The sequence below is a fragment of the uncultured Ruegeria sp. genome (assembly GCF_947500045.1).
Taxonomy (GTDB): domain Bacteria; phylum Pseudomonadota; class Alphaproteobacteria; order Rhodobacterales; family Rhodobacteraceae; genus Ruegeria.
This window is the reverse complement of the sequence record NZ_CANMQQ010000004.1, coordinates 203,718-225,767: the sequence shown is the minus strand read 5'-3', so window position 1 is coordinate 225,767 and position 22,050 is coordinate 203,718. Positions and strand designations below refer to the sequence as shown.

Below are 22,050 nucleotides of genomic sequence, written 5' to 3'. Positions count from 1 at the left end.
TTTCAGGGCTAGGTCTTTGTTGGTCTACCCGCAGGTTTGAAAAGAGGTTCTCAGATGCAGCTAAGCGATACACGTGAAATTCAGGCACCACCTGCCGCCGTATATGCTGCTTTGCTGGATCCCGAAGTGCTGAAGGCCTGCATTAACGGCGCGCAAGAGATTACCGGCGATCCGACCGAAGGGTATCATGCGACTGTGGTGCAAAAGGTAGGCCCGGTGAAGGCGACGTTCAAAGGCACGGTCACCATGTCCGATATGGTTGAAGCTGAACGTCTGACCATTGTAGGCGAGGGCAAGGGCGGGGCAGCAGGCTTTGCCAAGGGCAGCGCAAACGTGACGTTCGAGCCCGGTACGTCCGGTGGCACCGTTCTAACCTACGAGGTCGATGCCAAAGTGGGCGGTAAACTGGCGCAATTGGGCAGCCGCCTGATTGATGGGTTCGCTAAGAAGATGGCCGATCAGTTCTTTGCCAACCTGCAAGAGCATTTCGAAGGACCGCCACCGCAAGACGAAGCCACGGGGGAAGACGCTAAAAAGGGTTGGCTGGGTCGTTTGGCCGGACGGGACTAAGCCCCTGCGTACATGCGCATGACATTGTGCGGAATCGGACTGTTCCACGATGGTCTGTCGCGATAGGTTGCGGGGCCAGAACGAGGGAACATATGTCGACCATTTTGTCCATCCGGGATTTGCGGAAGTCTTATGCTGATGGTTTTGAGGCGCTGAAAGGCGTGTCTCTGGACATCGAAGAGGGTGAGATTCTTGCGCTGTTGGGACCCAACGGTGCCGGCAAAACAACACTGATCTCAACGGTTTGCGGGATTACCACCCCGACCTCGGGCTCGGTGACCGTTGGCGGGTATGACATTCAGGCCGATTATCGCGCGGCCCGTAAGATGATCGGCTTGGTGCCACAAGAGATCGCGCTGGAGCCGTTCGAAAAGGTCTGGAATACTGTCCGGTTTTCGCGCGGTCTGTTCGGCCATGGCAGTGACAATGCCCGGATTGAAGAGATTCTGCGCAAGCTGTCCCTGTGGGATAAGCGTCGCAATGCAATCAAGGAATTGTCTGGTGGCATGAAACGCCGTGTGCTGATTGCAAAGGCCTTGGCGCATGAGCCACGGGTGCTGTTTCTGGATGAACCCACCGCCGGTGTTGATGTCGAGTTGCGCAAGGATATGTGGGAGATTGTGGCCGAGCTGAAACAGGCTGGCGTCACCATCATCCTGACCACGCATTATATCGAAGAGGCCGAGGCGATCGCCGACCGCGTGGGCGTGATCGACAAGGGTGAACTTCTGCTGGTGCAGGACAAGAACACTCTGATGGCGCAGATGGGTAAGAAACAGATCGAGGTGATGCTGACCGAACCTGTTGCGACCATACCAGACAGCTTGTCCGAGCATAACCTGGCTTTGAATGGGGCCAGAGATGCATTGATCTATACCTACGATACCAATGCCGAAAGAACCGGGATCACCACTTTGCTGAATGACGTGGCGCAGGCCGGGCTGGTATTGCGTGACGTTCAGACCCGGCAGTCGAGCCTGGAAGAGATATTCGTTAACCTCGTATCCGGAGAACCCGCATGAACTGGTCCGCGATTGCCGCCATCTACCGGTTCGAAATGGCCCGGTTCTTCCGCACACTTGCGCAGAGCTTTTTGTCGCCAGTCCTGTCGACCTCTCTTTATTTCGTGGTGTTTGGTACCGCCATTGGCAGCCGAATCCAAGAGATCGAGGGTGTGTCCTACGGAGCCTTCATCGTGCCGGGCCTTATCCTGTTATCGGTGGTGATGTTGTCGATTTCAAACGCGTCCTTTGGCATCTATTTCCCCAAGTTTCTGGGTACGATCTATGAGCTGCTGTCAGCGCCCGTTAATTTCATTGAAATCGTCATCGGCTATGTCGGCGCTGCGGCGACAAAAGCGTTGTTTGTGGGGCTCGTCATTTTGGCGACAGCCACCTTCTTTGTCGACATACGCATAGAACACCCGTTCGCCATGGCCGCTTTCCTGATCTTGTCGTGCCTCAGTTTTTCCCTTCTGGGCTTCATTGTGGGAATCTGGGCCGGGAATTTTGAACAGATGTCGCTTGTGCCTCAACTTGTTGTGACGCCGTTGATTTTTTTGGGTGGCACATTCTATTCGATCTCGATGCTGCCTCCTCTTTGGCAAACGATCACCCTGTTCAACCCCGTGGTTTACCTGATTTCAGGCTTTCGTTGGTCGTTCTATGGCATCGCTGATGTGCCGATATTCTGGAGTCTTCTTGCCATACTGGCCTTCACCGGAATCTGCCTTGCGATCATCGGCTGGATATTCAAAACCGGCTGGCGCATCCGCAGTTAGGGCGTTGCATTTTTGCCCATCAGGTGTGTGAAATTGGTTCACGTCGCGGTTATGGCCGTGCGGGTCCCTTGTTTACAACCTCGGCGCGCTCTACATCGGCTTCCATGAAGCTCAGCCTGCCCTTTATTAAAAAGCAGCCCCTTGTGGCCGTTGTTCGTCTGTCCGGCGCCATCGGAATGGCCGGGCGCGGGTCGATGAGTGCGACCACCTTGGCACCGGTGCTGGAGAAAGCCTTTCGCAAGGGTAAACCCGCCGCTGTGGCGCTTGAGGTTAATTCACCAGGTGGATCGCCCGTCCAAAGTTCTCTGATCGGTGCCCGTATTCGACGGTTGGCGGAGGAACTTGATATTCCTGTCTATGCCTTCGTCGAAGATGTGGCTGCCTCGGGTGGGTACTGGCTGGCTGCCTCGGCAGATGAGATCTGGGCGGATGACAGTTCGGTTCTGGGATCGATCGGTGTAATTTCTTCGGGGTTTGGCGCGCATGTTTTTTTGGGCCGACAGGGGTTCGAAAGACGCGTGCACACAGCGGGTCAGTCGAAATCGATGCTCGATCCGTTTGCGCCGGAAAAGAAAGAGGACGTTGCCCGCCTCAAGACGCTGCTGGGTGATATCCACGAGAATTTCATAGCGCATGTCAAAACCCGCCGGGACGGTAAGCTGGATACCGATGCAGATCTGTTCAATGGCGAGGTCTGGCTGGCCCGCCGCGCGCAAGAGCTGGGCCTGATCGACGGTATCGCGCATCTGAAGCCCAAAATGCAGGAAAAGTTCGGCGACAAGGTCAGATTCCGCCGGTACGGTCTGCGTAAACCGATCTGGTCACGCTTTGGGGCGACGATGGCGCAGGATGCCATTGCCGGGTTGGAGGAGCGCGCAGCCTATGCGCGTTTCGGGCTGTGACGTGATCATCAAAATAGTCACTCTGTTCCTGATCGCCATGGGCGTTTTGGCGATGTTTGGAAAGTTGCGCTTTCCAGGGCAGAAACGGCTGAGCTCTGCGAAATGTCCGCGTTGTGGACGTTTCCGGATCGGTAAAGGCCCGTGTTCATGTGAAAAAGGAGGCCGTGGATGACGGCGTGGCTGTATTCCGGCCTTGGGCTGCTGATCCTGCTGCTGGCTGGTGATGCATTGGTACGTGGGGCGGTCAATCTTAGCCTGCGTCTGGGTGTCCCCGCCCTAATTGTAAGCCTGACCATTGTTGCATTTGGTACCTCGGCCCCCGAGCTTCTGATTGCGATCAGTGCGATCAAGGAAAACGCACCGGGTATTGCGCTGGGCAATGTGGTGGGGTCGAACACTGCGAATATCTTGCTGGTACTTGGCCTGCCCGCGATGCTGGCGACGTTGCACACAAGTGAATGTGACAGCCGCAAGAACTACGTTTTCATGCTTCTCGCATCGGTCCTGTTCATTGGATTGGCCTTTTGTGGCGTCTTCAATTTGGTCAGCGGGGCAATCTTGTTGACAGCGCTGGCTCTGGTCCTGACCAATGCCTTTCGCGAGGCACGTGCCCACCGCAAAGCCTGTGGCGAGGAATGCGAGGACGAGGACGAGCTTGAAGGCCTTGAGGAAGCAGACCCCAACATGCCCTATTGGAAAGTGGCGGTCTATTTGCTGCTCGGGCTGATCGGTTTGCCAATGGGCGCGCATTTGTTGGTGGACAATGCGACGGTCATCGCCAGGGAATATGGTGTGAGCGAGACTGTGATCGGCCTTACCCTGATCGCAGTAGGGACGTCACTGCCAGAGCTTGCAACAACGGTTATGGCCGCCTTGCGGCGTCAGGCGGACGTGGCGTTGGGCAATGTCATCGGATCGAACATGTTCAATCTGCTGGCCATTATCGGCATCACGACCCTGTTTGGGCGTATCCCGGTTGATGGCGAGTTCCTGCGCTTTGATCTATGGGTGATGTTGGGTTCGTCGCTTTTGCTGATCCCGTTTGTTTTCTTCAAAAAAGATATCACACGGGTTTGGGGTTTCATCCTGACTCTGCTTTACATGATCTATGTAGTCAGCCTTCTGGCGTGATTTGACCTGGGGAGAGAACCCATGACCCGAGCATTGGTGACCGGCGGCGGAAAACGCTTGGGTCGCGCCATGGCGCTGTATCTGGCACGACGTGGCATGGATGTGGCGGTGCATTACGCCAGTTCGGAACAGGCAGCGCGTGAAACTGTCGATGAGGTGCAGACCTTGGGTCGCAGGTCGGTGGCGCTGCAAGCTGATCTGCTTGACGAATCCCAGACCAGCGCATTGTTACCCCGTGCGGCTGAGGCGCTGGGCGGACCGATTACCTGTCTGATCAACAACGCGTCCGTCTTTGAATACGACAACATTCACACTGCGACACGTCAAAGCTGGGACCGGCACCTCGACAGCAACTTGCGGGCACCATTTGTCCTGACCCAGGCCATGGCCGAACAGGGTTTGCAACCGGATCTTGATGCACAGGGTGAACCCCAAGCCGTCGGCTTGATTGTAAACATGGTGGATATGCGCGTGCGCAAGCTGACGCCAGAATTCATGTCATACACGATTGCCAAAATGGGTCTGTGGGCCCTGACTCGGACCGCAGCGCAGGCATTGACACCCGCAATCCGCGTGAACGCGATTGGCCCGGGCCCGACGCTCCAGGGCCATCGGCAAAGCGAGAGACACTTTAACGCGCAGCGGCAGAACACAATTCTCGAGCGTGGTGCAAACCCGACAGATATCACTGCCGCGCTGGGTTATTTTCTGGATGCACACGCGGTTACCGGTCAACTTCTATGCGTTGATGGCGGGCAGCATCTGGGCTGGCAGACGCCGGATGTTCTAGGAGTAGAATAGGTAAAACTGCTGCAAGTTTTGCACCGCTCTCATTTGTGTTACCTGTGCGTTACAAAATTGTCTTAATTTTCATACACTTGTCGCAGGTAATAAAAAATATCATTTAAAAACAGGTGCTTAAAATACTGCCTATTTTTTGTGCAGTTCAGCGAATAGGCAAGGATTCAAGGGAAAAACGCGATGCCTCAAAAGTTATCTGCACACTTATCCACAGAAGTCGTGGATTTGTTTTCTCTTGATCTGAAGCGCACAAGATTGCAGCCATGGTCAGAGAATCATATCTCAGTCCTATGACCACCAGCACAGATCCCAATTCCTCGACCCAAGACACAGGCTATGCCTGCATTCAGCGGTATGTGAAAACACTGGACAACTCGCCCGGTGTGTACCGGATGCTGGATGTGGAAAGTCGGGTTTTGTACGTGGGCAAGGCACGGAACCTGAAGGCGCGGGTTTCGAATTACACGCGTACGGGGCATTCGGGTCGGATCGAAAGGATGATCGCCTCGACCGCTTCGATGATGTTTCTGACCACGCGGACTGAAACCGAGGCGTTGCTGCTGGAACAAAACCTGATCAAACAGCTTAAGCCCAAGTACAACGTGCTGCTGCGCGATGACAAAAGTTTTCCAAACATTTTGGTCGCCAAGGATCATGCCTTTCCGCAAATCAAGAAACATCGCGGAGCCAAGAAGGAAAAGGGGGCCTATTTTGGACCCTTCGCCAGTGCAGGGGCTGTTAACAGGACGTTAAACCAACTGCAAAAGGCGTTCCTGCTGCGTAATTGCTCGGACTCCATGTTCGACAGCCGCACACGGCCCTGTCTGCTTTATCAAATCAAGCGTTGTTCGGGGCCGTGCGTTGGTCTGATCTCGGATACAGAATATCGCGAAAGCGTAAAAGATGCCGAGCGGTTCCTTTCAGGTCGATCCACTAAGGTGCAGGAGGATCTGGCCGAACAGATGATGGCCGCATCAGAGGCGATGGAATTCGAACGCGCCGCTGGCTTGCGCGACCGTATCCGGGCGCTGACGCAGGTGCAGACCTCTCAGGGCATCAACCCGCGCGGCGTGGCCGAGGCGGATGTGATCGGCCTTTATATGGATAGCGGACAGGCCTGTGTTCAGGTGTTCTTCATCCGTGCCAATCAGAATTGGGGGAACAAGGATTTCTATCCTCGGGTTGGACCTGATGTATCCCCCGCTGAGGTGATGGAAGCCTTCCTGGGTCAATTCTATGACAATAAGGAACCGCCTCGTCAGTTGATCCTGTCTGATGCAATTGAAAATGCCGATCTGATGCAGGAGGCTCTGACAGAGAAGGCACGGCGCAAGGTAGAGATCCTGGTTCCTTTGCGCGGTGAAAAGCAGGAACTGATTGCAGGTGCCTTGCGCAACGCGCGTGAATCACTGGCGCGGCGCATGTCGGAAAGCGCGACACAGGCCAAGCTGCTACGCGGTATTGCTGAGGCGTTTGGTCTGGACGCACCGCCGGCTCGGATCGAGGTCTACGATAACTCGCACATTCAGGGCACCAATGCGGTTGGCGGGATGATTGTGGCAGGTCCTGAAGGCTATATGAAAAACGCCTATCGCAAGTTCAACATTCGTGGTGATGATCTGACCCCGGGCGATGACTTCGGTATGATGAAAGAGGTTCTGACACGCCGCTTCACCCGCCTGCAAAAGGAAGACCCGGATCGGGACAAAGGGCAGTGGCCGGATCTGCTTCTGATCGATGGCGGTGCCGGGCAGGTGAGCGCTGTGCATGAGATCATGCAGACGCACGGGGTTGAAGACATCCCGATGATCGGTGTCGCCAAAGGTGTGGATCGAGACCATGGCAAAGAAGAGTTCCACCGCGTCGGCCAGCGCCCCTTTGCATTGAAACGCAATGATCCCGTTCTGTACTTCATCCAGCGCTTAAGGGACGAGGCGCACCGCTTTGCCATCGGAACGCATCGCGCAAAGCGAGCAAAGGCCGTGGGTGCGACGCCGCTCGATGAAATTCCAGGCGTCGGGGCCGCGCGCAAACGGGCTTTGCTGGCCCATTTTGGCAGCGCTAAAGCAGTGGGTCGGGCCAATTTGGCGGATCTCAAAGCAGTTGAGGGGATCTCGGCTGGTTTAGCGCAGAAGGTCTATGACTTCTTTCACGACAAGGGTTAGGCCTTCCGTCCGCGCCAGAGGATGTAAAGCCCCGAGGCTACGATCAGTGCGCAACCGATCCACATTGTCCGGTCTAACTGCTCTCCGAACAAAAAGACGCCCAGCCCAATTCCGAATAGCAGCCTCGAATAGCGAAACGGCGTCACCGCAGAGACTTCGCCAGTCCGCATGGCTTTCATCAGCGAGGCATAGGCCATGGTGCCGAGTGTCACCGCCGCAGCAATCTGCAGACTGCTGACGGCAGACAACGCCACCATGGGCGTGCCTTCTAAAGGTTGATAGGCCAGCCCGGCCACTACGATCGCGAGAAACCCGTAAAACCCAAGCACATCGGTTCCCAATGTGGCGGGTGCTGCGCGACTGGCAAGATCGCGGCCCGCAAATCCCAACATACCCAACACGGCCAGAAGCGAGAGCATCGAAAAGCTGTCGCCTGTCGGGCGGACGATGATGACGACACCGAGCAATCCGATCATGATCGCGCTCCACCGACGCCAACCGACAGTTTCGCCAAAGATCAGCGCGGCCCCCGCAACTACAACCAATGGCGTCGCCTGTAAGATCACCGTTGCCGCCGAGAGTGGCGTCAACGCGATGGCCAGCAGGTAGAACATGCGCCCGAGAATCTCGAACAATACTCTTATCTTCATCGGGCGCGACAAGACATCGGGGTGGAATAAGCGTCCACCGCGCGCCGTTACAACGCAGGCAAATATTGCTGCGCCGCCCGCGCCAAACAGAATCAGAACCTGCCAGATTGGTAGGCTGACCGACGCGCCTTTCAACAACGCGTCTTCCAGCGCGAAAAGGGCCATTGCAGCCACCATCCAGGCGCTGCCGATCAGGTTCGACCGGGGATCGGTTTGAATGTGCGGTGTCATGTTGGGGTTGGGTGCTTTCTGGCCGGACCGACCGTCAATCTGACCTCAAAGCGCTCTGATGCCAAGACGTATCTGAATGAGATCCCGCTGTTGCGATGCTGCGACGCGCAGTACTGCAATTACTTGTGCTTGGTTAGTTTTTTGCGACCCTGCCTTTTCTGTCTTGAACCGGCGATGTAGGGTCCAAACCATGAAATGGAACCTGCCGAATATCCTGACCGTGCTGCGCCTTGTTGCCGCGCCCGGTCTTGCCGTGATGTTTCTGTATTTCACGCGCCCCTACGCGGATTGGTTTGCACTGATCCTGTTCATGTCGGCCGCCATCACAGATTGGTTCGATGGCTACCTGGCAAGGGCGTGGAAACAGGAAACCAAGATCGGTGCCATGCTGGATCCGATTGCCGATAAGGCGATGGTGGTGATCGCGCTGATGATTCTGGTCGGATATTCGACCGAGCATTGGACACCTTGGCTGGTGTTACCCGCGACAGTGATTCTGTTTCGCGAAGTCTTTGTCTCGGGCCTGCGGGAATATTTGGGCGACGTGGCTGGCACTTTGAAGGTGACCAAACTGGCCAAGTGGAAGACGACCGCGCAGATGGTCGCGATCGCGATCCTGTTTTCACAAGGAATATTCGAACATCACTTTGTAATGGCCACATTCGGCATGGACGCCACGACCATAGATCAGGTACTGACCGGTCAAGTGGAAGATTTGGGCCATATGCGCTGGTATCTTGAGGGTATGTTCTGGTCAGGCCGGATCGGTCTGTGGCTGCTTTGGATTGCTGCCACGCTGACATTGATCACCGGCTATGACTACCTACGTAAAGCTATGCCTCACCTGAAGGAGAGCTAATCGATGGACGTGCTGTATTTCGCCTGGGTGCGTGAACGTATCGGCCTGCCTAAAGAAAAGGTAGAAACGGATGCGGCAACGGTCTCGGATCTGGTTGCCGAACTCAGCGCCCGCGAGGATCGCTATGCCGCTGCATTTGCCGATCTGTCTGCCCTACGCGTGGCGCTGGATCAGGAGCTGTCGGATTTCGACGCCCCTCTGACCGGTGTGCGCGAGGTTGCATTTTTTCCACCCATGACGGGTGGCTAAGATGCGGATCGTCGTGCAGGATGCCCCGTTTGATCTTGGGGCCGAAGCCAATGCTTTTGCCGCCACAGACGATGCCAATGGGGCAATCGTGACCTTCACGGGCGTTGTGCGCGACTTGGCCACAGGCGATTTGGATATAATGGAGATCGAACATTACCCCGGCATGACCGAGCGCGCCCTGACGAACATTGCGCAAGAGGCGATGGAGCGCTGGTCGCTTGGGGATGTTCTGGTGATCCACCGCCACGGACGTCTTGCCCCTGGTGACAGGATCATGATGGTCGCCACCGCTGCCCCGCATCGCAAGGACGCGTTTGAGGCGGCAGAATATCTGATGGACTACCTCAAATCCCGCGCGCCGTTCTGGAAGAAGGAAATAACGACGTCCGGCGCAGAATGGGTCGCCGCGAAGGATGCGGATGAGGACGCACTGACCCGCTGGTAGGCCAATCAATCCGCGTTGTTAATCCGGCCGCGCAATTCTTCGGCTTCCTGCCGGGCTGCGCGAAGCCCTTCCATCGCTGCAGTCAGCTCGGCTTCGGTTTGCGTCAACTGATTGGTCAACTCTGCTTCGCGTTGTTGCAGATAGGTGATCGCCTGATCGCGGGTTTCCTCGGCCTCGTGCAGTTCCTGACTCATGCGATCCAGATCGGCCACGTCGCTTTGGCGCACGCGCGACAGGCGATGGGCCAGCCAGTTGGCGAACCAGCCCATGCAGAACGCTGCGAACAGGATGACTGCGGTGGCGATAACAAATTCTATTCTGTTCACTTTACTGGTCCTCTGTGCCTGCATCCGAGGCATCGGTGTCCGGTGTTTCTGATTCCATGGCTTCAAGCCCGGTCTCGGTATCGGCCGTTTGTTCGGGTTTGATCAGATGAAAATTGATGCGGCGATTTTCTTCCCGGCCTTCTTCGGTGCCATTGTCGGAAATGGGTTGCGTTTCACCATAGCCAACGGCCGAAAAGCTTGAGGTCGGCACGCGTCGCCCGCGCAGTTCGTTCAGAATGGATTGGGCACGCGCCTGGCTGAGCTGCTGGTTCATTTCCTCACGGCCCTGACTGTCGGTATGGCCCTGAATTTCCAATCGGATCGGACCGCATTCGCGCAGGATGTCAGCAATCTCATTCAATGCATCGCGCGAGTCGGTGGCCACTGTTGCTGATCCGGGCTCGAACGCGATCTTGCTGCTTGTCTGAACTTCGGCGATCTGTTCTTCGCAAACCTCCGGGTCCGGCAGTGCATCTTCCGGTGCAGGAGGTTCGACATAGGTGATCGACAGGCTGAAATCCTGCGCATCGCCCAGCTTGTCCGACAGCAATCCAGCGATCTGCGCCTTGGCTTCGGGATCATGGCTGATGCCAGTCAGCGAAACATCGTCTGGTGTGACTGTCAGCGCACCATTGTGCAGGTGAGATAGGGCATCGAGCCCGGCCAACACACGCACTGGCCAATCCGCCGGAAGGTCCTGAACCACCCGAGTGGCCGTGTGGACCTGCGCTGATCCAAAGGCCGCGCGCGCGAAACTGTCAGTCATATCGCGCAATGTCTCGTCACCCACGCGACCCCGTAACTGTACCAGACCTTCGGGGCTGAGTGTGGCGCTGAATTCGACGGGACCTGCCGGATCATCCGGCTCGGGCATGGGCAACACGGCGTGGAGGACAAATACATCGGGCAGGGCGTTCTCCAACTCCCCCACGATGCGATCAAACAGAAGCGGGTTGGTATCCTGGGCCGCGACCAACGTGACATCGGCGTCTGACATGGTGACCGATCCCTGACCGATCTCGGCCAGCGCCCGGATACTCAACTGTGCGGCGTTGGGCCAGCGGGGCGAGGGAACCCCCAGACCGATCGTGCAGGAATTTGGCCCTGTCAAACCAGCCTCTCGCGCGCTTGCGATGATGAGGTCCCGCGCTTCTTCACTTTGGGCGGAACAGGCATCAAATTGCCCGCCTTCCTCATCTATCAGATAGCGCAGCGTAAAGGGTGTGATCACTGGGCGAGGGGCCGTGATTGAAAGTCCGATTCGCAAGCCCGGCGGTGCAGCACGGCTTAGGTTCTGTTCCAGCGTGTCTTTCTCTTGCTGGCTATCTGCGATGGCGGTGATGCGCACAAGCCCCGGGCTAGCCGATATCTTGGCGCGGGGCAGATCGGAAAGCGCCTTGATCGCATAATCGATGGCCTGATCCCAGCCCTTGGGCTCGGCGTAGTCGGCACTTTCCATCAGGTCTGAAACGGGCGCGCTTTGATCAAGCCGCTGTAGCCTGTTTATCAGATCGTCGCGATCCTGACTGGCGGGCACCAGTCCGATGATTGAAATGCCACTGTCATTGCGCAAGATCTCGGCCGAGAAACGGGGTGGGGTCAGGTCGGCGGTGGGCGCCACCTCCATCTCGTCAATCACGCGCGAGGTATCAACCTCTGTCCCAGCGGCGGTAAGGGCGTTGAACCGCGTGGCCTCATCGGGGGCGGTGCCGGTCAGGACAACGCGCAACCCATCGGATTCTACCTCGGCCCAGTCATGAGCTTGAAGGTTCAGCACGCGTCGCACTGCAAACTCGGATGCGTCTTCGATCTTGCTGACCGAAAAGCTGGCGGCGATCAGGGACAGACCCGCAGAAACCGCAAAGATCAACGCAACAGCGATGGGGTAAGGCAAGCGCATGGCTGGGATCGAGACTCCTCGGGCGGTTGATTCCGGACTCATACAGAGCCCGGCCCAGAGGTGCAATCAAAGCAAAAGGGCGACGCAGAGGAAGATCAGCGGAATCAGGCCGGTGTCTCGATTGGCTCGGAATAATTGCAGCAATTTGGCGTTATCTTCCGTGTCCAGACCCCGCAATTGCCAGGCCAGATGCCACCCCATCGCCCAAGGCCCGCCAAGGGCGACGACCAAGGCGAGAACCGATGCTTCGGGCAAAGCGGCATCAATAATTGCAAAGCCCATCAGACTGACCGTTCCGATCAGAAAATACTTTAGCCATCGCGCGGTATCTGTGCCAAACAACCGGGCGGTGGATTTAATACCGATCAGCTCGTCATCTTCTGCATCCTGATGGGCGTAGATCGTGTCATAAAACAGCGTCCATAGAATGCCTGACAGATAGAGCATGACCGCCGGCCAGCCGACCGTTCCGGTATGCGCGGTCCAAGCCAGCAGGGCGCCCCAGTTGAACGCGAGCCCCAGAAAGATCTGCGGCCACCACGTAAAGCGCTTTGCGAACGGGTAGATCGTAACCGGCAGCAACGAAAGGACGCCCATGGCAATTGCCGCACGGTTGAAGGACAGCAGAATCACCAACGCCAACAGGCATTGCAGAACCATCCAGAACACCGCCTGACGCACGCTAACCTGACCAGACGGAATCGGGCGTGATCTTGTACGTTCCACCTTCCCGTCGAATTCTCGATCGGTGATATCGTTCCATGTGCACCCCGCGCCGCGCATCAGGAAGGCCCCGATGGCGCATCCTACGGCGATCCAAAGATCTTCCCACCGTGGGTTGCCGTCACTCAGGATCGCCAGTGCCAGACCCCACCAGCAGGGAATCAGCAGCAGCCAAGTGCCGATGGGTCGGTCAGCCCGGCTGAGCCGCAGGTAGGGGCGGGCAAAGGCGGGTGCGTGCGTGTCGACCCAGTTTCCGGTCGCGGCGTCGGCGACCTGACCGTCTGGTGTTGGGGCATTGCCTTGCATATGTAGGGTCTCATGACTGCGAAGATCAGACTGTATGTAGAGCACCCTCTGGGTCCGGGGCAATCGGTTCCTTTGACGCGCGAACAGGCCCATTACCTGTTCGGGGTCATGCGGCTGTCGGTTGGTGGGAATGTCGCGTTGTTCAACGGGCAGGATGGTGAATGGCTGGCCGGGGTTGCCGAAGCGGGCAAACGGGGTGGCGTACTGTCCTGCGTGAAGCAAACGAAACCATTGCAGCCTCCGCCGGACCTGTGGCTGCTTTTTGCTCCGATCAAAAAGGCCCGTACTGATTTCATCGTGGAAAAAGCGGCCGAAATGGGCGCGGCGCGGATCATGCCCGTACAGACTGAGTTCACCAATTCCGAACGTATTCGGCAGGACCGGTTGCAAGCGCACGCGGTCGAAGCCGCAGAGCAATGCGGCGGCACCTTCGTGCCCGAGGTCACTGATCTGCAACGACTGGATCGCGTCCTTGCCGCATGGCCTGACGATCGGCAGTTAATGTTCTGTGATGAGGCTGAGGTTGGCGCTTCCCTTCGGCTGGCCGAAAACGAAAAGGGCCAGCCATGGGCCATTCTCATCGGCCCCGAGGGTGGGTTTTCCGTGCCTGAGCGCAAGCGCCTAAAGGCCTTGCCATATTCCCATGTGGTCAGCCTTGGGCCTCGTATATTGCGTGCCGATACCGCGGTGGTTGCGGCGATGGCGATGTGGCAACAGGCGCTGGGGGATTGGTCGTGACCTGGCGAACAGCGCAGGAATTGGACCTGCCGGATATCGATGCATTTCTGTCACGGCACATCCAGACATCCATGTTTCCATTGGCCAATCTGCGCGATTTCGGCTTGCGCGGACCACATCCCCGTTCGTTGAAAGCGTGGATACTTGGCGATCCGTTACGCGCTGTGTTTGCTATTACAAACGAAGGCATGGTCCTGCTGCAATGTCCCGATTGCTCGGATGAAGAGCTGGCGCAAGCGCTCTGCCTTATCAGGGGTCACGCACTATTCGGTATCGCCGCCGAAGCCAAACAGGCGCGGCGGCTCATGCGGCTGGGCGGTTGGGAAGACAGGCCCGCGACACTCAACAGCGATGAGCCAGGGTTCTCGTTGGAGCTGGACCAGTTGCTTGTGCCGGACGTTTCGGACGCCAGACTTGCCCCGTTGCAGGATCTTGATTGGGCGATCACAGAAAACTGGCGGCGGGACTATCTGATCGAGGCCATGGATTTTGATCCTGAAAGGGCAAGAACACAGGCCGCAGAAGATTTCGAAGCCTATTGCAAGCGTGATTCTCACCGGGTTCTGTTGGTCAACGAACAGCCCGTTGCCATGACCGGTTTCAACGCCCGCCTGCCCGAGATTGTTCAGATCGGGGGTGTATACACGCCCCCCGAATTGCGCGGCCGTGGCTATGCGCGCCTCGCAGTTGCCTTGCACCTGACCGAGGCGCGGGACACCGGAGTGTCCCGTTCAGTTCTGTTTGCGGCTTCCGAATCCGCGGCGCGTGCTTATATGGCAATTGGGTTTCAACCTGCGGGCCAGTTCTCGCTGATCTTGTTCAAAAGCCCGGAGGACGTAGCATGAGTTTCATCCGACCCGAAGCCAAACTGGCGTTATGGCGTTGGCGCGAAGTGCTGGTTGCGGGGTTTGTTCTGATCCTTGGCCTAAGCTGGATCAGCGGCCCCGGCGGTTTGCTGGGCTGGCTGGGTTGGGTGCTGGTTGCCATCTCGGGGGCGCTGGCAATCGTCGGAATACAACGCAGTCGGTTTCGAACTGGGGCGGGCGGTCCGGGTGTGGTCTCCATCGATGAGGGGCAGATCACATATTTGGGCCCTCTTGATGGCGGCATGATCGCCGCGCGCGAGATTGAGAGGCTGGCGTTGGACCCCACCTCACGTCCCGCGCTCTGGGTTTTGGATCAACCGGGGCAGCCGACCCTTCACATTCCGGTGAACGCTGAAGGGGCAGAAGCTTTGTTCGACGTGTTTTCCAACCTTCCGGGGCTGAAAACGGAACAAATGCTGTCGGAACTTAATGGTGGCGTTGGACATCCGGTGGTTATCTGGGAACGGACGCCTTCGCGACCTGCACATCTGCGGTTGCATTGACACTGGCACGGTTTGCGCTCAGGACTGGCCCAAACACAGACACAGCAGGATCGGAGCACGGTTCATGTCCATTCCCCAGTCCGGCGGCGGGCCGATCGAACGCCATGAGCAACTGGCCGAATATCTGGAATCAGGCTGCAAGCCCAAGGAAGATTGGCGCATCGGTACCGAGCATGAAAAGTTCGGCTATTGCAAGGATACGCTGAAGCCGCTGCCGTTTGAAGGCACGCGCTCGATTGTTGCTGTGCTGGAAGGCCTGCGCGGTCGCCACGGCTGGGCCGAGGTGCGCGAAGCCGGGCACCTGATTGGTCTGGAAAAGGACGGGGCCAATGTCAGCCTTGAACCCGGTGGCGCGCTGGAGCTATCCGGTGCTCCGCTTGAGACCATTCATGAGACCTGCGATGAGGTGAATACCCACCTGCGCGAGGTCAAGGATATCGCCGATGAGATCGGCGTGGGCTTTATCGGTCTGGGCGCGGCCCCAATCTGGACCCACGACGAGATGCCGTTGATGCCGAAAGGCCGCTATCGGCTGATGAACGACTATATGGAAAAAGTCGGCACCATGGGCCGCGCTATGATGCGGCGCACTTGCACGGTTCAGGTCAATATCGACTTTGGGTCCGAGGCCGACATGGTACAGAAACTGCGCGTGGCGCTGGCGTTGCAACCTGTCGCTACGGCGCTGTTCGCGAACTCTCCGTTCTTCGAGGGCAAGGTGAACGGTCAGAAAAGCTGGCGCAGCTATATCTGGCGTCATCTGGATGATGCGCGCACAGGCATGTTGCCATTTGTGTTCGAAGAGGGATTTGGCTTTGAGCGCTACGTTCAATACGCGCTCGATGTGCCGATGTATTTCGTCTATCGCGACGGGCAATATATCAACGCTCTGGGCATGTCGTTCCGCGACTTCCTGCAGGGAAAGCTGCCCGCGTTGCCGGGTGAAACGCCCACGCTCAGCGATTGGGCTGATCACCTGACCACCGCATTCCCCGAAGCACGGATCAAGAAGTTCATGGAGATGCGCGGCGCTGATGGTGGACCATGGCGTCGCCTGTGCGCGTTGCCCGCCTTCTGGGTCGGTCTGACCTATGATCAAAGCGCGCTGGATGCCGCTTGGGATCTGGTCAAAGGCTGGGATGCCGAGACACGCGAAGCGTTGCGGATTGAGGCCGCCAAGGATGGCCTGCAAGCGCGGGTCGGCAACATCAACATGCATGATCTGGCGCGCGAAGTGGTCTCGATTGCCGAGGCCGGTCTGGCATCCCGTGCACTTCCCGGAGCGGGTGGGCTGGTGCACGACGAGACGCATTTCCTGAACGCGCTGAAGGACAGCATCGATACGGGCAAGGTTCCGGCGGATGAGTTGCTGGATCACTACAATGGTGACTGGAATGGCGACCTGACCCGGATTTATCCCGAATACAGCTATTGATCCCGACCGTCCCGCTTGCATTCGCGAGGCGGGGCCGATAGCAGGTTGGCGACCAAATTCAGAGGGCGTCATGGACGATCTTAAGGCAAAATATCTGGGGCAGATCGCTGAAGCGGGCGACGAAAATGCGCTTGAGGCGATCCGCGTCTCTGCCGTCGGTAAAAAGGGCGAGGTCGCGCTGAAGATGCGCGAGTTGGGCAAGATGACCCCCGAAGAGCGCCAAGTTGCAGGCCCTGCGCTGAATGCCCTGAAGGATGAGATCAACTCGGCGCTTTCCGCCAAGAAAGCAGCCCTTGCCGATGCCGCGTTGGATGAGCGTTTGCGCACCGAATGGCTGGATGTCACCTTGCCGACCCGCCCGCGCCGTCAAGGCTCGATCCACCCGGTCAGTCAGGCGACCGAGGAACTGACCGCGATCTTTGCCGAACTGGGATTCTCCGTCGCCGAAGGGCCTCGGATTGAAACCGATTGGCACAATTTTGATGCCCTGAACATCCCCGGCCACCACCCCGCGCGGGCCGAGATGGACACGTTCTATATGCACCGCGCCGAGGGTGATGAACGCCCGCCGCATGTGCTGCGCACCCATACCTCGCCCGTTCAGATCCGCTCGATGGAGAAACAGGGCGCGCCGATCCGCATCATTTGTCCGGGCGGCGTGTACCGCGCAGATTATGATCAGACCCACACACCGATGTTCCATCAGGTCGAGGGGCTGGCCATCGACAAGGACATCTCGATGGCAAACCTGAAATGGGTTCTGGAAGAGTTCGTGAAAGCCTTCTTCGAGGTCGACGATGTCGAGCTGCGCTTCCGCGCCTCGCACTTCCCCTTCACCGAACCGTCGGCCGAGGTCGATATCCGCTGTTCCTGGGATAACGGTCAGCTTAAGATCGGCGAGGGCGACGACTGGATGGAAATCCTTGGTTCCGGCATGGTCCACCCCAAGGTGATCGCCGCCGGTGGGATTGATCCCGAGGTCTATCAGGGCTTTGCATTTGGTATCGGCATCGACCGTCTGGCGATGCTGAAATACGGCATTCCTGATCTGCGGGCGTTCTTTGATTCAGACTTGCGGTGGTTGCGGCACTATGGGTTCGCGGCGTTGGACATGCCGAACTTGCATGGTGGTTTGAGTCGGTAGATGTACCCTGTAGGATTGTATTTGGCTCGCTACTTTGACTGGTGGAATGATCGTGTTTCTAGCGCACCCATTCGTTGGTTGATGAGCCTATTGCTCGGTACAGTTCTAGCTACGCGGGTTGCTATCTTTTTAATAGGCCCAAGTGCTGCCTTGTTGGGCTTCATCCTTCTTGTAGCGCTATCCCCAGGTATTTGGGCCGCGTACATTCGCTCTGGCATCCAAATGAGGCAGCGACAGGAAGAAAAAAACCGAATTACGCGCGTACAGGGCGGAACTAAGAAAAGAAAATAAAAAGCGCGGAGCAAAGGCCGATAGGCCGCCGCGCTATCGCCAGACCGCCCGCACGGGCTGGCGATTTGTCTCCGTCGGTGCCACGCTCGAACAACACTCGGATTTGGCTGGCATAAAGTGCCCAGTTCAACCCGAGGATCGCCATCCTACGGTCTGGCGACAGCGCAGCTTGTTGATTTGGTCAGACGGGTGCCGGGCTGAAGCCCGGCCTACGTGTGGCCTACACCAATAAGTTACGTGACAGTGCGGCGCAGGTCGCTAGGCTCCGGCCCATGATCTATCGACTGCTTTTTCTTCTGATGATTACGACTCCGACCCTTGCCATGGGGCCGTGGAAATCCAACTGCCACGGCGATACCGCCTGCGAAATCGGCGACCGCTCGTACCATGTGCTGGAACCAGAGGGTTGGGATGGCGAAACGCCTCTGCCTGTGCTCCTGCATTTCCACGGCTGGGCACGGCAGGGCGATGTGGTCGTGAACCATGAACGCATCGCCGGGGCCACGAAACTGCGCGATGTGCTGTTGGTGGCCCCGAACGGGCTGAGCAAAAGTTGGAATTTCTGGACCGCCGATACCCAAGACGTGCCTTTTGCCGATCGGGTGCTTGAGGATGTGGCCAGTCGCTATCCGATCGATCCCGAACGTATCTATGTCTCGGGCTATTCTTATGGTGGCGCGATGGCGTGGCGCTATGTGTGCCAGTCGGGCAATGACATCGCGGCGCTGCTGGCTGTTGCTGGCTCGATCCGTCAGACCGAGGACTGCCCGGAAGCCCCGCGCGAGGTGCGCCATGTGCACGGGTTGGATGATACGGTGATGGATTTTCCTTTTGGGCCAGACGGGGATACGACTTATCCAGTGGCGCTGTGGAAGGCGAAGTTCGACTGCAATGGTGCAACCCCGCGTGGAGATTGGAACGTGAAGCCCTTCCTGACGCTCAGCCGGGTAGAGTGGACTGATTGTGCGCAGGGGCAGGTTGTGTTGGATACGCATCCAGGTGGGCATTTCATCCCCCATGGTTGGATCGGGCGACAATTGGATGAACTGCTGGGTCGGGCTCCGACCTATCCATGATGCAGAGTTTGCATTGGCTTGGCGCGCCCAACTGATAAAGGATCTAAATTTATGCGATTTCGTCTAACTACGGCTTTGATTCTGGCGGCGGCTCCTATCTTTGCCCATGAAACCTATCCGCCGGTGGATGTGTTGTTGAACACGACAACCACGGCGGCCGGTGAGCCGTTGGTATACCCCGATGGTACGCCACAGATCACCGTGGCCGTTGTTACCTTGCAGCCAGGGCAGAAAACTGGCCTGCACCGGCACGAAGCTCCGTTGGTGGGTTACATTCTTGAGGGCGAGATTACGGTCGATTATGGCTCTGCTGGCATCAAGGTTTTCAAAACGGGTGATGCGCTGGTCGAGGCATTGAACTCACCTCATGTGGGCGAGAATACAGGTGACGGGATCGCGCGGGTTCTGGCTGTGTATGCCGGGTCAGATACAGTGTCCAATACAGTCCCGCTTGAGTAGGGCCAGGGCCATACGCGCCCTCTTTCCCCTCTGGGCAATATCCGGTAAACGCGGTCTGACCCGAGATTTACTGGCGGAACCCGATCGATGAAATTCACACTTTCCTGGCTGAAAGATCACCTTGATACCGACGCTTCGGTGGATGAGATTACCGAGGCGTTGACCGATCTGGGCCTTGAGGTCGAAGAGGTCGTGAATCCAGCCGACCGACTGGCGGGCTTTACGCTGGGCCATGTGAAACATGCCGAGAAACACCCGGACGCCGACAAACTGCGTGTTTGCACGGTTGAGACAGATGAGGGCGATCTGCAAATCATCTGCGGTGCGCCCAACGCGCGCGAAGGCATCACTGTCGTGGTCTGCAAACCGGGCATGTATATCCCGGGTCTGGATATCACGATCAGCGTTGGCAAGATCCGGGGTGTCGAAAGCTTTGGCATGATGGCATCCGAGCGCGAGTTGGAGTTGTCGGAAGAGCATGACGGCATCATCGAACTACCCTCGGGCGAGGTGGGTGACCGATTTGTGGACTGGCTGGCCGAGAACGACTCGTCGAAGATTGATCCGATGATTGAGATTGCGATCACGCCGAACCGCCCCGATGCACTGGGTGTCGCGGGCATCGCACGCGATCTGGCGGCACGCGGATTGGGTGTGCTGAAAGTGCGTGACTACGTGCCTGTGGCGGGTGATTTCGAAAGCCCCATCAAGGTATCGATCGACAAAGATACACTGGACGGCGCCCCGCATTTCACCGGGCGATTGATCCGTGGCGTTAAGAACGGACCCAGCCCGCAATGGCTGCAGGATCAATTGAAGGCGATTGGCCTGCGTCCGATTTCAGCTCTGGTGGATATCACCAACTACATGACCTTTGACCGCAATCGCCCGCTGCACGTTTTCGATGCGGACAAAGTGCAGGGCAACCTGCGCGTACACCGCGCCGAGGGTGGTGAAAAGCTGGTCGCATTGGATGAGAAGGAATACATCCTGCAGCCCGGTATGATGGTGATTTCCGACGACAAGGGCCCGGAATCGATTGCCGGGATCATGGGTGGCGAGGAAACAGGCTGTACCGAAGAAACGGTGAACGTCTTCCTTGAAAGCGCGTTCTGGGATCATATTCAGATTGCTCTGACCGGTCGTGCGCTCAAGATCAACTCGGACGCGCGGTACCGGTTCGAGCGCGGCGTCGATCCGGAGTTCACGCGCGAAGGGTTAGAGCACGCAACGCAGATGATTTTGGATATCTGCGGTGGAGAGGCCTCGAATGTGGTTGAGGCAGGCAAAGCACCCAACCACACGCGGGCCTTTAAGTTGGATGCTGCGCGGGTGCAATCTCTGGTCGGGATGGACATCCCGGAAAGCGAGCAGCGGCAGACACTGACCCGTTTGGGCTTCCGTCTGGATGGTGAAATGGCCCAGGTGCCCAGTTGGCGACCGGATATCATGGGTGAGGCTGATCTGGTGGAAGAAGTCGCCCGGATCGCGTCCCTGACCAAACTACAGGGCATACCTTTGCCGCGCACGACAACGGGCATCCCCAAACCGGTCATGACACCGACGCAGCGCCGCCAGTCGATGGCGCGGCGGACCTGCGCGGCGCTGGGGTACAATGAATGCGTTTCCTACACCTTCATTGATCAGGCGTCGGCGGCGTTGTTCGGTGGCGGTGACGAAGCCACGCAGCTGGAAAACCCGATCTCATCCGAGATGAGCCATATGCGCCCCGACCTGCTGCCCGGCCTACTGCAGGCGGCAGCGCGCAATCAGGCACGGGGGTATGCCGATCTGGCTTTGTTCGAAGTCGGACCTGTATTCCATGATGGCGAGCCGGGTGATCAGCAAACCCAGATCACGGGTCTGTTGGTTGGCCACAGTGGTCCCAAGGATGTGCACGGCGCGTCCCGGCCTGTTGATCTGTATGACGCGAAAGCTGATGCTGAGGCGGTGCTGGCGGCCATTGGTGCGCCCGCCAAGGTACAGATTTTGCGCGACGGAGATGCCTGGTGGCACCCGGGTCGGCACGGCAAGATATGCCTGGGACCAAAGAAGGTTCTGGGGGTGTTCGGTGAACTGCATCCGCGTGCATTGCAATCGATGGACATCAAGGGCCCGGCCGTCGCCTTTACGATCTGGCCGGATGAGGTGCCGATGCCGCGGAAATCCGGCGCGACCCGCTCGGCTTTGGAATTACGTGACCTGCAGGCCGTCGAGCGTGATTTTGCCTTCGTGGTTGATGCTGATGTCGAGGCGCTGACGCTGGTCAATGCCGCTGCGGGGGCCGACAAGGCCCTGATCGAGGATGTGCGCGTCTTTGACGAATTCATCGGCGGAAGTCTGGGTGAGGGCAAGAAATCTTTGGCCATTACCGTGCGGTTGCAACCATCGGAAGCGACCCTGAAGGAAAACGATATCGAGGCGGTGACAGCCAAGATCGTCGAGAAGGTGGCGAAAGCTACAGGTGGCGTGTTGCGTGGCTAACGTTGCATCCGCCTCC

At 57.8% G+C, this 22,050-nt stretch carries 22 protein-coding genes; 18 read left to right on the top strand and 4 right to left on the bottom strand.

Annotation, left to right across the window (positions count from 1 at the left end; genetic code table 11):
- The first annotated feature begins 54 nt into the window (after positions 1-54).
- The 7 genes from Q1B46_RS09230 to uvrC all read left to right on the top strand — a co-directional run bounded on the left by Q1B46_RS09230 (position 55) and on the right by uvrC (position 7,349).
- Positions 55-570 (top strand): CoxG family protein, encoded by a 516-nt coding sequence (locus Q1B46_RS09230; RefSeq protein WP_299947227.1) that lies wholly within the window; start codon positions 55-57, stop codon positions 568-570.
- Between the two features lie 92 nt (positions 571-662).
- Complete coding sequence (locus tag Q1B46_RS09225) at positions 663-1,592, top strand: ABC transporter ATP-binding protein (protein WP_299947224.1); 930 nt, start codon at positions 663-665, stop codon at positions 1,590-1,592.
- A complete protein-coding gene (locus Q1B46_RS09220; RefSeq protein WP_299662719.1) occupies positions 1,589-2,350 on the top strand; it encodes an ABC transporter permease in 762 nt (253 codons plus the stop codon). The genes Q1B46_RS09225 and Q1B46_RS09220 overlap by 4 nt, the downstream gene beginning before the upstream one ends.
- A gap of 104 nt (positions 2,351-2,454) precedes the next feature.
- Positions 2,455-3,252 carry a S49 family peptidase gene (locus Q1B46_RS09215; protein WP_299947220.1) on the top strand — a complete coding sequence of 266 codons (798 nt, stop codon included), beginning with the start codon at positions 2,455-2,457 and terminating at the stop codon, positions 3,250-3,252.
- 168 nt (positions 3,253-3,420) lie between these two features.
- A complete protein-coding gene (locus Q1B46_RS09210; RefSeq protein WP_299662726.1) occupies positions 3,421-4,383 on the top strand; it encodes a calcium/sodium antiporter in 963 nt (320 codons plus the stop codon).
- 21 nt (positions 4,384-4,404) lie between these two features.
- Complete coding sequence (locus tag Q1B46_RS09205) at positions 4,405-5,184, top strand: SDR family oxidoreductase (RefSeq protein WP_299947215.1); 780 nt, start codon at positions 4,405-4,407, stop codon at positions 5,182-5,184.
- A 290-nt stretch (positions 5,185-5,474) separates the two neighbouring features.
- Positions 5,475-7,349, top strand: a complete 1,875-nt coding sequence (gene uvrC / locus Q1B46_RS09200) for an excinuclease ABC subunit UvrC (protein WP_299947559.1) — start codon at positions 5,475-5,477, stop codon at positions 7,347-7,349.
- On the opposite strand, the gene Q1B46_RS09195 is transcribed toward uvrC, so the two are convergent.
- Positions 7,346-8,230, bottom strand: a complete 885-nt coding sequence (locus Q1B46_RS09195; RefSeq protein ID WP_299947212.1) for a DMT family transporter — start codon at positions 8,228-8,230, stop codon at positions 7,346-7,348. The genes uvrC and Q1B46_RS09195 overlap by 4 nt on opposite strands.
- A gap of 190 nt (positions 8,231-8,420) precedes the next feature.
- Here Q1B46_RS09195 and pgsA point away from each other — a divergent pair, with 190 nt between their 5' ends.
- From pgsA to Q1B46_RS09180, 3 genes are read left to right on the top strand one after another with little or no spacing between them, the layout of a single operon-like run.
- Positions 8,421-9,089, top strand: a complete 669-nt coding sequence (gene pgsA / locus Q1B46_RS09190; RefSeq protein ID WP_299947209.1) for a CDP-diacylglycerol--glycerol-3-phosphate 3-phosphatidyltransferase — start codon at positions 8,421-8,423, stop codon at positions 9,087-9,089.
- Positions 9,090-9,092: 3 nt separating this feature from the next.
- Positions 9,093-9,338 carry a molybdopterin converting factor subunit 1 gene (gene moaD, locus Q1B46_RS09185; RefSeq protein ID WP_299662741.1) on the top strand — a complete coding sequence of 82 codons (246 nt, stop codon included), beginning with the start codon at positions 9,093-9,095 and terminating at the stop codon, positions 9,336-9,338.
- A 1-nt stretch (position 9,339) separates the two neighbouring features.
- The gene (locus tag Q1B46_RS09180) at positions 9,340-9,783 is read left to right on the top strand and encodes a molybdenum cofactor biosynthesis protein MoaE (RefSeq protein WP_299947206.1); all 444 of its coding nucleotides are present in this window, start codon (positions 9,340-9,342) and stop codon (positions 9,781-9,783) included.
- Positions 9,784-9,788: 5 nt separating this feature from the next.
- Here Q1B46_RS09180 and Q1B46_RS09175 read toward each other — a convergent pair whose 3' ends face one another.
- The 3 genes from Q1B46_RS09175 to ubiA all read right to left on the bottom strand — a co-directional run bounded on the left by Q1B46_RS09175 (position 9,789) and on the right by ubiA (position 13,038).
- On the bottom strand, positions 9,789-10,109 hold the full coding sequence (locus Q1B46_RS09175) for a hypothetical protein (protein WP_299662747.1): 321 nt from the start codon (positions 10,107-10,109) through the stop codon (positions 9,789-9,791).
- 1 nt (position 10,110) lies between these two features.
- A complete protein-coding gene (locus tag Q1B46_RS09170; protein WP_299947557.1) occupies positions 10,111-12,009 on the bottom strand; it encodes an OmpA family protein in 1,899 nt (632 codons plus the stop codon).
- Between the two features lie 66 nt (positions 12,010-12,075).
- Positions 12,076-13,038: a 4-hydroxybenzoate octaprenyltransferase gene (gene ubiA / locus Q1B46_RS09165; protein ID WP_299947202.1), complete on the bottom strand. Its 963-nt coding sequence runs from the start codon at positions 13,036-13,038 to the stop codon at positions 12,076-12,078.
- Positions 13,039-13,050: 12 nt separating this feature from the next.
- On the opposite strand from ubiA, the gene Q1B46_RS09160 reads away from it, so the two are divergent.
- From Q1B46_RS09160 to pheT, 8 genes are all read left to right on the top strand, one after another.
- Positions 13,051-13,776, top strand: a complete 726-nt coding sequence (locus tag Q1B46_RS09160) for a 16S rRNA (uracil(1498)-N(3))-methyltransferase (RefSeq protein WP_299947199.1) — start codon at positions 13,051-13,053, stop codon at positions 13,774-13,776.
- The gene (locus Q1B46_RS09155; protein ID WP_299947197.1) at positions 13,773-14,621 is read left to right on the top strand and encodes a GNAT family N-acetyltransferase; all 849 of its coding nucleotides are present in this window, start codon (positions 13,773-13,775) and stop codon (positions 14,619-14,621) included. Before Q1B46_RS09160 ends, Q1B46_RS09155 begins: the two co-directional genes overlap by 4 nt.
- A complete protein-coding gene (locus tag Q1B46_RS09150) occupies positions 14,618-15,145 on the top strand; it encodes a hypothetical protein (protein WP_299947195.1) in 528 nt (175 codons plus the stop codon). The genes Q1B46_RS09155 and Q1B46_RS09150 overlap by 4 nt, the downstream gene beginning before the upstream one ends.
- Positions 15,146-15,209: 64 nt before the next feature.
- A complete protein-coding gene (locus Q1B46_RS09145; RefSeq protein ID WP_299947193.1) occupies positions 15,210-16,580 on the top strand; it encodes a glutamate--cysteine ligase in 1,371 nt (456 codons plus the stop codon).
- 70 nt (positions 16,581-16,650) lie between these two features.
- On the top strand, positions 16,651-17,724 hold the full coding sequence (gene pheS / locus Q1B46_RS09140; protein ID WP_299662762.1) for a phenylalanine--tRNA ligase subunit alpha: 1,074 nt from the start codon (positions 16,651-16,653) through the stop codon (positions 17,722-17,724).
- Between the two features lie 563 nt (positions 17,725-18,287).
- Complete coding sequence (locus tag Q1B46_RS09135) at positions 18,288-19,091, top strand: polyhydroxybutyrate depolymerase (protein WP_299947190.1); 804 nt, start codon at positions 18,288-18,290, stop codon at positions 19,089-19,091.
- 51 nt (positions 19,092-19,142) lie between these two features.
- The gene (locus tag Q1B46_RS09130) at positions 19,143-19,550 is read left to right on the top strand and encodes a cupin domain-containing protein (RefSeq protein ID WP_299947188.1); all 408 of its coding nucleotides are present in this window, start codon (positions 19,143-19,145) and stop codon (positions 19,548-19,550) included.
- Positions 19,551-19,637: 87 nt separating this feature from the next.
- Positions 19,638-22,034: a phenylalanine--tRNA ligase subunit beta gene (gene pheT, locus Q1B46_RS09125; RefSeq protein ID WP_299947185.1), complete on the top strand. Its 2,397-nt coding sequence runs from the start codon at positions 19,638-19,640 to the stop codon at positions 22,032-22,034.
- The last annotated feature ends 16 nt before the right edge of the window (positions 22,035-22,050 follow it).

Excerpts from the sequence above, each read along its gene's own strand:
- Q1B46_RS09210 (WP_299662726.1), top strand. The coding sequence starts at position 3,421 with ATGACGGCGTGGCTGTATTCCGGCCTTGGGCTGCTGATCCTGCTGCTG.
- Q1B46_RS09225 (WP_299947224.1), top strand. The coding sequence starts at position 663 with ATGTCGACCATTTTGTCCATCCGGGATTTGCGGAAGTCTTATGCTGAT.
- Q1B46_RS09170 (WP_299947557.1), bottom strand. The coding sequence starts at position 12,009 with ATGCGCTTGCCTTACCCCATCGCTGTTGCGTTGATCTTTGCGGTTTCT.
- Q1B46_RS09150 (WP_299947195.1), top strand. The coding sequence starts at position 14,618 with ATGAGTTTCATCCGACCCGAAGCCAAACTGGCGTTATGGCGTTGGCGC.
- Q1B46_RS09130 (WP_299947188.1), top strand. The coding sequence starts at position 19,143 with ATGCGATTTCGTCTAACTACGGCTTTGATTCTGGCGGCGGCTCCTATC.
- ubiA (WP_299947202.1), bottom strand. The coding sequence starts at position 13,038 with ATGCAAGGCAATGCCCCAACACCAGACGGTCAGGTCGCCGACGCCGCG.
- Q1B46_RS09180 (WP_299947206.1), top strand. The coding sequence starts at position 9,340 with ATGCGGATCGTCGTGCAGGATGCCCCGTTTGATCTTGGGGCCGAAGCC.
- Q1B46_RS09160 (WP_299947199.1), top strand. The coding sequence starts at position 13,051 with ATGACTGCGAAGATCAGACTGTATGTAGAGCACCCTCTGGGTCCGGGG.
- moaD (WP_299662741.1), top strand. The coding sequence starts at position 9,093 with ATGGACGTGCTGTATTTCGCCTGGGTGCGTGAACGTATCGGCCTGCCT.
- pheT (WP_299947185.1), top strand. The coding sequence starts at position 19,638 with ATGAAATTCACACTTTCCTGGCTGAAAGATCACCTTGATACCGACGCT.
- Q1B46_RS09195 (WP_299947212.1), bottom strand. The coding sequence starts at position 8,230 with ATGACACCGCACATTCAAACCGATCCCCGGTCGAACCTGATCGGCAGC.
- uvrC (WP_299947559.1), top strand. The coding sequence starts at position 5,475 with ATGACCACCAGCACAGATCCCAATTCCTCGACCCAAGACACAGGCTAT.
- pgsA (WP_299947209.1), top strand. The coding sequence starts at position 8,421 with ATGAAATGGAACCTGCCGAATATCCTGACCGTGCTGCGCCTTGTTGCC.
- Q1B46_RS09230 (WP_299947227.1), top strand. The coding sequence starts at position 55 with ATGCAGCTAAGCGATACACGTGAAATTCAGGCACCACCTGCCGCCGTA.
- Q1B46_RS09135 (WP_299947190.1), top strand. The coding sequence starts at position 18,288 with ATGATCTATCGACTGCTTTTTCTTCTGATGATTACGACTCCGACCCTT.
- Q1B46_RS09215 (WP_299947220.1), top strand. The coding sequence starts at position 2,455 with ATGAAGCTCAGCCTGCCCTTTATTAAAAAGCAGCCCCTTGTGGCCGTT.
- Q1B46_RS09220 (WP_299662719.1), top strand. The coding sequence starts at position 1,589 with ATGAACTGGTCCGCGATTGCCGCCATCTACCGGTTCGAAATGGCCCGG.
- Q1B46_RS09205 (WP_299947215.1), top strand. The coding sequence starts at position 4,405 with ATGACCCGAGCATTGGTGACCGGCGGCGGAAAACGCTTGGGTCGCGCC.
- Q1B46_RS09145 (WP_299947193.1), top strand. The coding sequence starts at position 15,210 with ATGTCCATTCCCCAGTCCGGCGGCGGGCCGATCGAACGCCATGAGCAA.
- pheS (WP_299662762.1), top strand. The coding sequence starts at position 16,651 with ATGGACGATCTTAAGGCAAAATATCTGGGGCAGATCGCTGAAGCGGGC.